Source organism: Streptomyces fulvoviolaceus (assembly GCF_000718165.1).
Taxonomy (GTDB): Bacteria; Actinomycetota; Actinomycetes; order Streptomycetales; family Streptomycetaceae; genus Streptomyces; species Streptomyces fulvoviolaceus.
Genome location: NZ_JOEY01000116.1, coordinates 1 through 12,458, shown reverse-complemented (window position 1 = coordinate 12,458; position 12,458 = coordinate 1). Strand labels below are relative to the sequence as shown.

General features: G+C 70.2%; 12 protein-coding genes and 2 pseudogenes. 5 read left to right on the top strand and 9 right to left on the bottom strand.

Translation table 11 applies throughout. The features are described 5' to 3' along the window. Nucleotides 1-160: 160 nt before the first annotated feature. The 3 genes from IG08_RS62290 to IG08_RS0152605 form a co-directional block, all read right to left on the bottom strand. Entirely contained in the window at nucleotides 161-508 is a 348-nt protein-coding gene (locus IG08_RS62290) for an ANTAR domain-containing protein (RefSeq protein WP_234343241.1), read from the bottom strand. 411 nt (nucleotides 509-919) lie between these two features. Then, nucleotides 920-1,585 carry a hypothetical protein gene (locus IG08_RS62285; RefSeq protein ID WP_234343240.1) on the bottom strand — a complete coding sequence of 222 codons (666 nt, stop codon included), beginning with the start codon at nucleotides 1,583-1,585 and terminating at the stop codon, nucleotides 920-922. After that, nucleotides 1,582-2,007, bottom strand: a complete 426-nt coding sequence (locus IG08_RS0152605; protein ID WP_030621834.1) for an STAS domain-containing protein — start codon at nucleotides 2,005-2,007, stop codon at nucleotides 1,582-1,584. The genes IG08_RS62285 and IG08_RS0152605 overlap by 4 nt, the downstream gene beginning before the upstream one ends. A 441-nt stretch (nucleotides 2,008-2,448) precedes the next feature. Between IG08_RS0152605 and IG08_RS0152600 the strand changes: the two genes are divergently transcribed. Beyond that, nucleotides 2,449-2,943, top strand: a complete 495-nt coding sequence (locus IG08_RS0152600) for an Asp23/Gls24 family envelope stress response protein (RefSeq protein WP_030621833.1) — start codon at nucleotides 2,449-2,451, stop codon at nucleotides 2,941-2,943. A 747-nt stretch (nucleotides 2,944-3,690) separates the two neighbouring features. Beyond that, nucleotides 3,691-4,011, top strand: a complete 321-nt coding sequence (locus tag IG08_RS0152590; RefSeq protein ID WP_158812415.1) for a three-helix bundle dimerization domain-containing protein — start codon at nucleotides 3,691-3,693, stop codon at nucleotides 4,009-4,011. Nucleotides 4,012-4,177: 166 nt separating this feature from the next. Here the strand turns inward: IG08_RS0152590 and IG08_RS0152585 are convergent, their stop codons facing one another. From IG08_RS0152585 to IG08_RS0152575, 3 genes are read right to left on the bottom strand one after another with little or no spacing between them, the layout of a single operon-like run. Continuing rightward, complete coding sequence (locus IG08_RS0152585) at nucleotides 4,178-5,191, bottom strand: NAD(P)/FAD-dependent oxidoreductase (protein WP_030621830.1); 1,014 nt, start codon at nucleotides 5,189-5,191, stop codon at nucleotides 4,178-4,180. After that, nucleotides 5,188-5,736 carry an isoprenylcysteine carboxyl methyltransferase family protein gene (locus tag IG08_RS0152580; protein WP_043457615.1) on the bottom strand — a complete coding sequence of 183 codons (549 nt, stop codon included), beginning with the start codon at nucleotides 5,734-5,736 and terminating at the stop codon, nucleotides 5,188-5,190. The genes IG08_RS0152585 and IG08_RS0152580 overlap by 4 nt, the downstream gene beginning before the upstream one ends. Nucleotides 5,737-5,773: 37 nt before the next feature. Continuing rightward, the gene (locus IG08_RS0152575) at nucleotides 5,774-6,841 is read right to left on the bottom strand and encodes a type III polyketide synthase (RefSeq protein ID WP_030621827.1); all 1,068 of its coding nucleotides are present in this window, start codon (nucleotides 6,839-6,841) and stop codon (nucleotides 5,774-5,776) included. A 149-nt stretch (nucleotides 6,842-6,990) separates the two neighbouring features. On the opposite strand from IG08_RS0152575, the gene IG08_RS0152570 reads away from it, so the two are divergent. Beyond that, nucleotides 6,991-7,860 (top strand): UbiA family prenyltransferase, encoded by an 870-nt coding sequence (locus IG08_RS0152570; protein ID WP_030621826.1) that lies wholly within the window; start codon nucleotides 6,991-6,993, stop codon nucleotides 7,858-7,860. Nucleotides 7,861-8,435: 575 nt separating this feature from the next. Here IG08_RS0152570 and IG08_RS0152565 read toward each other — a convergent pair. Next, nucleotides 8,436-8,816: a hypothetical protein gene (locus IG08_RS0152565; RefSeq protein WP_030621824.1), complete on the bottom strand. Its 381-nt coding sequence runs from the start codon at nucleotides 8,814-8,816 to the stop codon at nucleotides 8,436-8,438. 3 nt (nucleotides 8,817-8,819) lie between these two features. After that, on the bottom strand, nucleotides 8,820-9,602 hold the full coding sequence (locus IG08_RS0152560; RefSeq protein ID WP_030621821.1) for a polysaccharide lyase family 7 protein: 783 nt from the start codon (nucleotides 9,600-9,602) through the stop codon (nucleotides 8,820-8,822). Between the two features lie 276 nt (nucleotides 9,603-9,878). Between IG08_RS0152560 and IG08_RS0152555 the strand changes: the two genes are divergently transcribed. Then, the gene (locus IG08_RS0152555) at nucleotides 9,879-11,834 is read left to right on the top strand and encodes a serine/threonine-protein kinase (RefSeq protein ID WP_030621819.1); all 1,956 of its coding nucleotides are present in this window, start codon (nucleotides 9,879-9,881) and stop codon (nucleotides 11,832-11,834) included. A 216-nt stretch (nucleotides 11,835-12,050) separates the two neighbouring features. Here the strand turns inward: IG08_RS0152555 and IG08_RS58615 are convergent. Further along, nucleotides 12,051-12,285: pseudogene (locus IG08_RS58615) on the bottom strand (IS982 family transposase); the annotation flags it as partial. Here IG08_RS58615 and IG08_RS58610 point away from each other — a divergent pair. After that, nucleotides 12,262-12,458: pseudogene (locus IG08_RS58610) on the top strand (IS200/IS605 family accessory protein TnpB-related protein); the annotation flags it as partial. The pseudogenes IG08_RS58615 and IG08_RS58610 sit on opposite strands and share 24 nt — an antisense overlap.

The following is a 12,458-nucleotide window of genomic DNA, read 5'->3' as shown; positions in this document are numbered from 1 at the left end:
GCAGGAAGTCGATCAGGTCGAAGTCGGCGACCAGGTTGTCCGCCAGCTCGACGAAGGTCTTGGCCAGGAGCTGCTGATTCATCGTGTCACCCTCGATTGGGACTAGTCCCGCCGGAAGGGAGCGGGAAGCGCAGCACATTCATCGGACGGCACCAGTGCGTCAGGATTCCTCGTCGGTCCGTTCGGGTTCCGTGTCCGGGGAGGAGCGGAGCCGATGGGCCACCACGTCGGCGGCCACGTCGGCGAGCCGGCATCCCTGTGTATAGGCGTGGGCGCGGAGCCGGACGAAGGCTTCGTCGATGCCGACGCCGAGCTGGATGCTCAGGATGCCGGTGGCCTGGTCGATCTCCGCCCGGTATCCGCCCAGGTCCTCGAAACCGCGATCTGCCAGTGCTCCGTCGACCGGTGCGCCAGTCTGCTCGATCCGCGCGTCGAGCAGGAGCAGCGTCGCGAGATCGGCGAACGCCAGCGCGTCGGCCAGTTCCCCGGCATCCAGCACCGTCGGCACGTCGGCGTACAGGTCCAGGACCCCCCGGGCTGATCGCCCCCATCTGCAGGGGGAGCGCGAAGACGGCGCCTGCCCCGGCCTCCAGGGCCGCGTCCGCGAACACGGACCAGTGTTCCTGCAGTTGACTGGTCAGTAGATCGGGTGTCAGGACGGCGCAGCCGTGGGTGAAGGCGTCCACGCAGGGCCCCTCGCCCAGGGTGAGCTGCAGTTCCTCCAGTTGTTCGCTGATGGTGTCGGTGCTGCACAGTGGATGGCTCGCCGTGGTGCGGGACATCGCGGATACGCCGGCTCCGCCGACCGGCAGAGCGGCCACGGCCGCGGTACACACATCCACCACACCGACCCGGGCACCGCGCAGGGCCGCCTGCCCGGCGACCAGCACCTGGATGCGGGCCGACCGGTTGTCGGACCTCACCCGGGCCACCGGGTCCGGGCCTCGCGGGCGAGTCCCGTCAGCCTCGCCGCGGTTCGTTCCCCGAGGGGGAATACCAGCGCACGGAACATGGTCGGGCCCGCCGGCCGCCACACTTCTCCGACGTCCAGCCATCCCCAGGAGCGGAGCGACGCGAGGGTCGGGTGATCGTCCGGATCCACCAAGGTGGCGCCGAGTGACGCCTGGTGGTCGCTCAGCAGCCCCTCCTGCAACCGGCGGACCACGTCCCGGTCCTGCGGGTGCGGGCGGACCAGGAGGTCGGTGATCGCGAAGACGCCGCCGGACACGGTGAGTTGCTCGATGCTCTGCGGCAGTGCTCCCTCGAACCCGAGCCACCAGAAGCCGTCTCTGCCCACCGGGAATCCGAAGGCGCACCCCACCAAGTCGTCCGTCTCCGCGATCACCATGGCGAACCCCGGCCTGCGGATGTCACCGGTGAGACGATTCAGGAAGTCCAGGCGGCTGCGGCCGCGGTACTCCTCAGCGGCGGACGCCCCGCGGGAGTCGATGTACAGATCCGCCAGCTCCCCGCCCAGGCCCTGCGCCAGCCAGCGGCTCACGCGGCGGAACCGGACCGCATCCATGGTGGACGGCTCGCCTGCACGGGGCTTGCGCTGCTGCCTCTGCTCTGGCTGGGCCGTCATCGCACATCGCCCGACAGGACCCCCACCAGCGGAACAGTCCGGTGCGGCGGGGCTGGAACGGCCGGCGCGGCGGCGTCCCCAAGGGACGGTGGCAGATGCCCGAGCGGAAGGCCGAGAAGCAGGAACCCGCAGCCGGTGAGGTCGAGGATCCGCCCCAGCGTCGGTGGCGGGTTGTGCAGTCGCAGGATTCCGCCGGCCTCCGTGGTCCGCTGCGCGGCGTAGAGGAAGGCATTGAGGCCGCTGCAGTCGCAGAAGGTCACGGGCGTGAGGTCGACATCGACGATGCGGATGCCGTCGCTCAAGCACTGCGCCAGTGCCGCGCGCACCAACGGGGCCGATCCCAGGTCGATCTCACCGGCCAGGGTGATCAGCGCCCGGTTCCGTAGATCATGACGGTAGACGGTGAGCTGTGGAAGGGGCATGACGCCTCGGTTCAAAGGACCATCCGGCAGCGAGGTGGGGATGCCGGGATTCCCAGCCCCCTTGGCGCGCTGTCGGCAGGGGCGTACGTTCGGCGGAGGCGGGGCGACGGCCGGTCCGAGGGCCTGTGCGACAGGACAGAGGACCCACCCGGTTTCCTCCAGGGATGTGCCGGGTGACGGATGAAAGGTCCGCTTCCCGCGGCCATCTGTGTCGGGCAACGACAAGCCGCCGGGGGCTGGGACGCCTGGACAGCAGCGTAGTCCTCGCCAGTGCGCCAGGTGGCCAGAAGCCTCCCCATCTCAGGATGCGGACGGTGTCGAAGACCGTAGACGCATGCATATCCGGTGCCCTGCACGGCACTTGGGAGAGCGGCACGAAGGCGGCGGCCGACAGCCGCTCGGGTATGGCAGTCCGTCGACTGCCCGAGGAGGTGGCTTCGCATGACGGAGCCGAACGGTTCAACCCTGCAGAAGTCCGATCCCGATGAGCCGAGCAGCGGCGTGGGCACGATGCTTCAGCCTGCACAGCCCGGGCCTCAGGAACCGCCGGAGACACGTGGCCGGACGACCATCGCGGACGGGGTGGTGGAGAAGATCTCCGGGATCGCCACACGGGAAGTCCCTGGAATCCACGCGCTGGGCGGCGGATTCACTCGCACCATGGGCGCCGTGCGCGACCGGGTCCCCGGCGGGCACGCGAGCGCGGGACGCGGCGTCAAGGTCGAGGTCGGCGAGAAACAGACCGCCATCGACCTCCAAGTCGTCGTGGAATACGGGATCAGCATCCGCCAGGTCGCCGCAGAGGTCCGCGAGAACGTGATCGCGGCGGTGGAACGGATGACCGGCCTGGAAGTCATCGAGGTGAACATCGCCGTCAACGACGTGCACCTGCCGGACGAGGACACACCGCAGACCAGCGAGGACCGCGTGCTCTAATCGTAGGCGGGCAGCAGCAAGGGCTCCGCCCCATCGCTCCTCCGAGACACAGGGACAGTCACCGACTGCAAGCCATGATCGCCCGATCCGGGCGCAACTCAGCCCCGCTGATGGGCCATACCCGGCCGCTCCCCGTTCGGATCCGCCGGCACGAGGCTGGAACACATTGCTTTGCTCAGCGTCGACTTCCGCTTCTCCGGGTGGAGCTTCTCCGGGTGGAGCTTCGCCGGGGGGACCAGCCGGACCCCACGCCGGCCGAGTGCACGGCGAGGAAAGCAACCCCCGCAAGCATGAGGCTCGTCGGGCTGAAGATCACCTCGGTCGACGTCTCGGTGACACGGATGATGAAGGCAATGACGAAGAGCGCGGCGGCCACGAATGCGAGCATCTGTCTACCCCTGCCGGTGGACGACGCACCACACGTGATCCCGGTGGCTGCGCCGCTCCCCGCCGGGTTCCCCGGACGGCGCCGATCAGTCGCGTAAGTCCCGCACCGGAGTCGGCAACGTCCTCCTCGCCAGACCTGCTGATGCTGTGAACGAGGCAACCGGGACTGCTGATACCGCGGGCCCTCGGCCGCCCGGCCCGCAGGCCGACCGATCCTAGATGGCGAGTTGATGAACACATCCGGTGGGCCGTTCCACGGACACGATCCGTGCAAGTGTGGGAAGCGGACAGGCCGACACCGAGCACCCGGACACTGATCGGATGCCGCGGTCGGCCATCTGCGACAGTGAGGAGCGCCCCATGGGCCCGAACACGGCCGAAGCCGCGGTGCCCGACACCATTCAGGAGCTGACGGACCGGCTGACGGCCTCCTACGCCACCCTGCTGACGGCTGCAACCGTGCGGGACGTGGTGCAGGACTGCTACCAGCCGCTCAGCAACGCTCGTATCCCCAACTACGTGCCGATCCTCGTCGAGCACAACAGCCGCACCAAGCTACGACAACTCACCCGACGCTCCGATGCCACGGCTCTCCTTCGCGAGCACTCCGACGGGACACGAGGCCACTCCATCACGAGGGCCTATCGAAGGGTTCAAGTCGCCCTGACCCGCTCGCCATAGGCCCGGCGCCCATAGAAGGACATTTGGCACACGGGCCCGCTCGAACATCTGCTGAACGGCCCTGAGGAGCACGCGATCCTCTGGTGTCGTGACCCACCTCTGCCGACGCGGAGAGCGCGCACACGGTTGGTCCTATTCGCTTTCGGCCTGAAAAGGGGCCTGGCTGCTATTGCAGTGCGTAGACCGCGGCTGAGAACAGCGGGGGCATCCGGGATGCTGCGGGGACGATGAGGCGGGCGGTGCCGGGACGGCGGCTCGCGGTCAGCAGGGCTCCGGTCAGCAGTCGGTGGCGTCGGGTCAGCCGAGTCCAGGCGCGCTCGTACTCGTCGGGGCGGTCCGCGGTCAGGCAGCAGATGGCGGCCCCGGCCGTTGCCAGTGCGAGGGCGATGCCCTCGCCGGTGAGAGCGTCCAGGTAGCCCGCGGCGTCGCCGACGAGCAGGACACGGCCGGCGGTCCTGCGCCGCACCCGCTGCCGCAGTGGTCCGGCGCCACGTACCTGCGTTGCGGCCGGGCCGCGCAGCGACGCGGTGAGGGTCGGGAAGTCGGCGAGATGTTCGTCGTATCCTCGACGGCTGCGGCTGAGGACCGCGACGCCCACCAGGTCGTCGTCGACCGGTGTCACATAGGCCTCGCCGTGCCCGGACCAGTGGACCTCCACGAAGTCCGTCCATGGCTCGACGCGGTAGTGGCGGCGGAGTCCGTAGCGGCCGTGCGGGCGACCCGGCAGGTCCAGGCCCAGGCTGCGGCGCACCGGGGAGTGCAGACCGTCGGCGGCGATCAGCCAACGGGCCGTGGTTCCGGCGGCAGTGACCGTGTCCGCGCTCTGGTGCACCTCGCCGACCTTGCCCGGCAGCATGCGCACGCCGAGGTCGAGAGCGCGCCGGTGCAGTGCGGAGTGCAGCGTCGTACGGCGGATTCCCAGCCCGTTGCCGCCGCGAAAGGACGCATCGGCGCGGGTGGAGCCGTCCACGTAGCGAATGCCGCGCAGTTCGCGGCCGGTGACCTCGACTCCCAGTGCTCGCAGCGCGGCAACACCACTGGGCATGACGCCTTCCCCGCAGGCCTTGTCCACGGGCCCAGTCCGGGGTTCGACGACGACGGCCTCCAAGCCGGCGAGCGCGGCGTGGATGGCGGCGGCCAGACCGGCCGGTCCGCCACCGGCCACCAGTACGTCGATCACGCCGGAGCGGGCGTGGTCGGCGTGGTCGGCGTGGTCGCGGCGGTCAGCGCCCGGTTCTCGCAGCGGATGCGCACGGTGAGCAGGGCGGCGTTGAGTACCGTGAACACGGCCGCGGTGACCCAGGCGGTGTGCACCAGCGGCAGGGCTACGCCCTCGGCGACGACGGCCACATAGTTCGGATGCCGCAGCCACCGCCACCGGTAGGGGCCGCCCGTCACCAGCGGCAGGCCGGGTACGACGATCACCCGGGTGTTCCAACGGGGTCCCAGGGTGTGGATGCACCACCACCGCAGCGCCTGGGCTCCCGCCAGCACGGCCAGCATCGGCCAGGCCAGGGCGGGTACGAAGGGCCGGTCGGCCAGCCACACTTCGGCCGGGCAGGCGGCCAGCAGGCCGGTGTGGAGGGCGACCATCGCCGGGTAGTGGCCCTGTCCGGTCTCGGTCGCGCCGCGGGCGGTGCTCCACCGTTCGTTGCGGCGGGCGACGACGAGTTCGGCGACGCGCTCGACGGCGACGGCGGCCACCAGCAGTCCGTACCAGATCATGTGTCCTTAAGTCCTTTGTGTCCTTCGACGGTCTGAACTACCAGCGCAGCAGGACGAGTTCGCACGCGAATCCGGGCCCCATGGCCAGCAGTACACCCGGGGTGCCCGGTGGCGGGCGGCGTTGGGCCAGGGTGTCGCGCAGTACGTGGAGCACCGATGACGAGGACAGGTTGCCGACGTCGGCCAGGTGACGCCAGGTCACATCGAGTGCGTCGTCGGGCAGGTCGAGGGCTTCGGTGACGGCCTCGAGGACCTTGGGGCCACCGGGATGGCACACCCAGGCGGTCACGTCCTTCGGCTTGATCCCGTGGTCGCCGAGGAACCCCTCGACGTCATCGGCGAGGTAGCGGCGTACGACATCGGGGACCTGCGGGTCGAGGACGATCTCGAATCCGGTGTCCTTGATGTCCCAGCCCATGACGCGTTCGGTGTCCGGATACAGGTGGCTGCGGGTGTCCACGATCGTCGGGCCGGCGATCTCGTCCGGGCGGCCCGGACGGTCTGCACCGCGGGCGACGACCGCGGCGGCGCCGTCGCCGAACAGTCCGGTGGCGACCAGGTTGGCCATGGAGGCGTCGTTGCGCTGGAAGGTGAGCGAGCACAGTTCGACCGACAGCAGCACCGCCACGTGGTCGGGCCGGCCCAGCAGGTAGTCGTGCATACGGGCCAGGCCGGCGGCACCGCCGGCACAGCCCAGGCCGAACAGGGGCAGCCGTTTGACGTCCGGCCGCAGCCCGAGGCGGCCGACCAGGCGTGCGTCGATGGAGGGGATGGCGATACCGGTGACGGAGGTGAAGATCAGCAGGTCCACGTCGGCCGCGGACAGACCGGCCATGCGCAGCGCGTCTCGAACAGCCTTGGCGCCCAGGTCGGTGGCGGCGGCGACGAAGACGTCGTTGGCGGCGCCGAATCCGTCCAGTTCCCCGTACTGTTCGAGCGGCAGCGTCATATGGCGCGAGTGGACCTTCGCGCTGCGGTGCAGCCGGTCCAGGACCCGGCGGTCGCTGCCCTCCGGCAGGCAGGTGCGGGCCACCATGTCGGTGATCTCGGACTGGGTGCGACGGTGCGGTGCGAGGACACCGTGAACGGCGGCGATCCGCGTCATGTGGTTCCCGTCCGGTTACCGACTGGGGCGAGTTGCTTTCCACATGTTCCCCGGACCGGGACTTCGACACCATGGATCGCCCGTCCGGCCGTTCGCCCCGGGAGCGCGTGCTCGAGCCGGGTGGGGCCTGGGCGCCTACGATCGGCCGGGTGGGCACTCCCGAGCAGTCGACGGTCGGCGGCCCGGCCGCGAGTTGGGCCGGCCGGGTGGGTGGCCTGGCCGGATCGTGCCATCCCGGGCCTGTCGTGGCGGTCACCGCCTTGATGGCCGCTCTGGCCGTCACCGCCGGCCAGGGCGCCGCGCGTGGTGTCCTGACCGCTGCCGCCGTGCTGAGCGGGCAGTTGTCCGTCGGCTGGTGCAACGACGCGTTCGACGCGCGCCGGGACATCGCCGCCGGCCGCCACGGCAAACCCGTCGTCGACGGCACGGTCGGTGCGACGGAGGTGTGGGTGGCCGCGTACGCCGCGCTGGCCCTGTGCGTACCGCTGTCGTTCGCCTGTGGCCTGTGGGCGGGCGCCGTTCACCTGACCGGGGTGGCGGCCGCGTGGGCGTACGACCTGCGGCTCAAGGCGACAGCGGGGTCCTGGGCACCGTACGCGGTGGGTTTCGCCGCGCTCCCGGCGTTCGTGGCACTGGGGCTGCCGGGGCAGCCGTGGCCGGCCTGGTGGGTCGTCACCGCCGGGGCGTTGCTGGGGGTCGGCGCCCATCTGGGCGACGTGCTGCCGGACATCCGCGGGGATCTGGCCACGGGCGTGCGGGGATGGCCGCACCGGCTGGGCCCGCACCGCGCGCGGCTGCTGCTGCCGGTGCCGCTGGTGGCCGCGTCCGCGGTGCTGGCGCTGGGGCCCGCCGGGCCACCCGGCAAGTGGGGAATTGCGGCACTCGCGGTGGCCGGCCTGGTCGCGGTGGCGGGGACGGTGCTGGGACGCCGCCGGGAGCGGGCGGCGTTCGCGGCGGCAGTCGCCGTGGCGGTGGTGGACGTGGCGTTGCTGCTGCTGCGCGGCACCGGGATCGCCTGACAGTTCGGCCTCGCACCGTACGAAACCCGCAGGCGGAAGCGGGAGTTCCCGATCCCAGCTGCGGTTGCCGTCAGTTCGCGAGTGCTGTCCTCAGTCGTGACCCGACGCTCCTTGACGCGTACACGCGCTCCTCCTAGTAGCGGCCATTACGGCAACCATGTAGCGAGCACTACAGGAACGCGGGGCTCGCCGTGGCAGGGTCGTACCTCCTCCTCCGCTCACTCCCCCCCACGGTGAGGTGTTCCACAGTACTGAACGAAGTGCCCGACACGCTGTGAGGCGACGCGGCCTGCTCAAGGCGGCCCTGCCGGTGGGAGCCGCCGCGACGGCCCTCGGCGGGGCACGGGCGATCGCCACCGGCGACTCGGCCTCCGACGCTTCCGCACCTCGCGGACGGGACCGCATCGACGTGCACTGCCACCTGATCCCGGACTTCTACCGGCAGTCGCTGACAGCGCACGACATCACCGAGATCGGCGGCGTTCCGGTACCGGACTGGAGCCCGACGCTCGCGGTGGACTTCATGAACCGCTACGGCATCCAGACCCAGGTGGTCTCCGTCTCCGAGCCAGGAGTCACGTACCTGTCCGCCGCCGAGGACAGGGTGACGATGGCGCAACGCCTCCGGGCGCCGGACTTCCGTGCGCGATGCGGCGGGTGGAGCCGTCCTCCGCGCACATCTCCAGCGCCGTCCAGGGCACCCGCAGCGCCGTGGCGACCGCCTCCACGAGGCCCGGCAGCAGCTGTTGGGCGCTGCCGGCGGCCTCCAGGCACGAAGCGATCCGGCCGATGACGGTGTACGGCTCGTCCCGCTCGCCGTAGAGGAAGCGGTTGACGCCGACCGACTGGCCCAGGAGAGCGACGACGCCCACGCCGGCCGCGTACATTCCGGCCACGAAAGCAGTGAGCAGGGTGTAGACGAGGGCGCGGTTGAGGGCGACGTCGATGGTGTCCACCGGTCAGGAGTGGGTGACCTTGATGCGGGAGATGCGGACCTCGCCGTAGTTGTCGTCGGCGCACGGCTCGGAGTTGTCGCAGTTGGCCTGCGTATAGGCCCCTGCCTTGAAGTAGTTGGTGTCGCCGTCGTGGGAGATCGTGGTCTGCAGCCGGCTGTTGTAGTACACGTCGATCTCCCCGTCCTTGGCCACGAACTTGGCCTCGAACTCGGTGCCCAGCTCGTAGTCGTCGGTGACGAGGTGGTGGTGGCGGTCGTCGCCAGCGGTGACGTAGAGGCTGCTGCCTTCGAGGCGGAGGACGGTGACGTCGTCGTCCCCGCCGTGGACCTGCGCGCCTACCAGGTACGGCCTGTCCTCGGGCAGTGCCGTGAACGCCTCCCTGACCACGAGGGTGTGGGTGCCGTCAGAGGTGGACCAGGCGGCTTCGTCCTCACCGTCGTCGGTCATCTCCCGCAGCTCGGCGCGCGGGTAGCTGGAGCCGCCCGTCGTCACGCCGTTGACGGCGGCCCGGAACCTCACCGCATCGCAGGCCGCGTCGGCCTGGACCCAGGGACGGGCGGAGAAGGTCGCCAGTTCGGGCTGTGTGATCTCGGTGGGGTCCTCGTCCTCTCCGGTGGGCAGAGTCAGCTTCCAGTCGGTCAGGTCGAGGATGTCGGAGGGGTAGGCACAGCGGGCGGTCGCCCGTTCGTGCGGAGCCGGGATGTCGGCCTGGGCAGGCAGCGTCAGCGCGACACTCGAAAGGGCTGCCGCGATGCCCGCCGGCACGCAGGTTCTGATTCTCGGCATGGAAGGGTTCCTCTCTGTCGGGGTGTTCGGTTCGGGCCGATGCGCACCGTAGACGCCGTTGTCCGGACCGGTCCCGAAGCCCCTCGCGCCTTCACCGCCGACGGGGCCGTCCGCCCCGCCCTCCCACCGCCCTCGATCCGTCCACCTCTACGCATGAGTGCGGCTCATGAAGGCTCTGGGTAGACACTGCGTACGGTCCGCCCTACGCAGTACGGTTCGATCCATGTGCGCGGCCCGGGCCGTGTGCGTTCCGGACTCGACCGAGGGGGAAGATCCGTGCGTTCCGGGGACGAGTTCGCCGACCGCTATGTCCTCAAGGAGGTAATCGGCGCGGGGAGAAGCGGTGACGTGTGGCTGGCCCACGACAAGGTGGTGGGGCAGGACGTCGCCCTGAAACCGGAGCGGGTCGACGGCGAGGAGGAAGCCGCGGTGCGGCGGCTGCTGGGCGAGCCACGTGCCATGGCCAAGTTCCGCGACCACCCCCACGTCGTGACCCTGTTCGACGTCGTGACCGTGCCCCAGGAGAAAGGCGGGGACGCGGACGGCGACGGTGCCGGGACGCGGACGTACTGGTTCATCATGGAGTACATGCCCGGTGGCGGCCTGGATCGGCGGCCGCCGGTCTCTCCCGTACGGGCGGCCCGTATCGGTGCCCAACTCGCCGACGCGCTCGCCGCTCTGCACGAGGGGGGCATCGTCCACTGCGACATCAAGCCGGCCAACATCGGCCTCACCCGGCACGGGACCGCGAAGTTACTGGACTTCGGCGCCGCATACCGGATCGGCGGCACCGAAACCATCACGGTCAACGGCCCGTTCAGCTTCACCCCTGACTACGCCGCCCCCGAGCTGGCCCGGGGCAACGTCCCCCGCCCGGTCTCGGACGTGTTCTGCCTGGCCGCCACCCTCTACGCGCTGGTCACCGGTTCGCCACCGCGCGGCGGCGAACCCGAGGAGGACGCCGCCCCCGGGAGGACGGAGAGCAACGGGAAGGACGCCGAGCGCCTGAGGTACTGGCGGGCCGAGCAGGGCGTCGTCAAGTTGGACGCCGCCGCCGTGGGACCGCTGCACCCGGTTCTCACCGCCATGCTCCAGCGTGATCCACAGCACCGCCCCGACGCCGCCGAGGCCAAGCGGCTCCTGGAGGCCATCGCCGCATCCGGGCCGGATGTCCCTACGGATGCCTCTACGACTATCCCTCAGGACAAGTCCGCCGGGCGCCGGCGGCGGCGTCGGCCACTGATCGCAGCGGCCCTCGGAATCAGCGCCGTACTGGCCCTGGGGCTCATCGTCGTCCCGGACCACGGCGACGGCGGGAAGGCCACCTCCGAGCCCGGCCAGAGCCGGACCGAGGAGGACGGTTCGGACGGCGAACCGCAGGCTCTGATCGGCGATCCGCACACGGCCGACGTGTGCGCCCTGGCCGACCTCACCGCTCTCGAGCAGTTCGGCGACGCCGAAGTAGACGTGGACTACGGGAACTTCGACCGCTGCGACGTGCTCGTGGGCATCGACGACAAGACCCGGATCGACGTGTCGATCCGCCTCCGCCGGGGCTCGCCGCCCGAGGGGTCGAAGCCCTCCAGAACCATCGGGAAGATCGGCATCCGAGAAGAGGACTCGGAGAGCGACGAGTGCAAGCTGCTGCTGACGAACGACGGCGAAACCGACAACACCCTGGTCGGGGTCCGCGTCAACATGGGCAAGGGCTCCGTGTTCGGCGGCGACGCGACACTCTGCGCGGTCGCCTACAGGGCCGCGGAGAGCGCAGCCGAGGTCCTCGACCAGGGCCCGCTCCCCCGTCGTCACCCGGCCTACAAGCGCGCGTCGCTGGCCTGGGCGAACGCCTGCAAGCTGCTCGACGCCAAGGCGCTGTCCATCGTTCCCGGCCTCAAGGTCGACGTGCCGGACATCGGCGTCGCCAACTGGAGCTGCGAGTGGTCGAGTGACGTCGACGACCTGGACACGGAAATCGCCTTCTTCCGCGATCAGCCCAAGTCCGCAGCGGACGACGGCACCGCCATCACTCTCAGCGGATACCGCGCCGTCGTCGAACCCGACGACGACACCTGCGCGGTCTTCATCGAGGCCCGCAGGTACAGCGGCCAGGACGCCGTGACGGCCGCCGAGATGGTGCGCCTGGACGTCGGCGGGCAACGGCCCACGGACAGGCTCTGCAAGATGGCCACCGACCTCGCGGCCTCCGCCGCCGCCGAACTTCGCGCGCGTTAAGCGGCCTTGGCTTAGCTTCGCTTTTATCCCTCAGAGTGGCGGATCGCAGGTCACGCGGCTGTCTTGACCGCTGGATGGCAGGGTGCGGGGCCGCGCCGGGTGCCTTGTGGTCGGCCTTCGGAATATCCGCAGGATTGTGGTGGGTTGGCCGGTGTTCCCACTGCGGCCTGAACGTGCAGGTGCACAGTGCGCACTAGACGAGCAAGTCCTATGTGTTCAGTGATCAAATGCGATGAGGGAGCGCATGATGGGTGCTCCGGTCTTGTGGTTTGTGCCAGATCGTGGTGGCCATGGCGAGGATGCGCTGGGCGACGCGGACGGCAACACCCTCGTGAGTGCGGCCGCCGTGCTGTTCCAGGCCCAACTGTCCCTTGAGCGTGTCGTTCACAGACTCTTCGAGGGGCTGCATGATGCCAGGGGGTGTGGGGTGGGCGGGTTGCGGGAGCTTGCGGCGTCGTGTGTCGTGCCCGGTCCTTCGGGGGTGGCGGTCCGTACCCGGTTGAAGCAGCTCACGCCCGCCGATGAGAAGGTCCTCGCGCTGGTCGGTGCGCACCTCGGGTCGCTGGCCTCCCGGGATCTGAAGGTGCGGTGCGCGCAGGGTCTGGAGCACTCCGCGCAGACGTG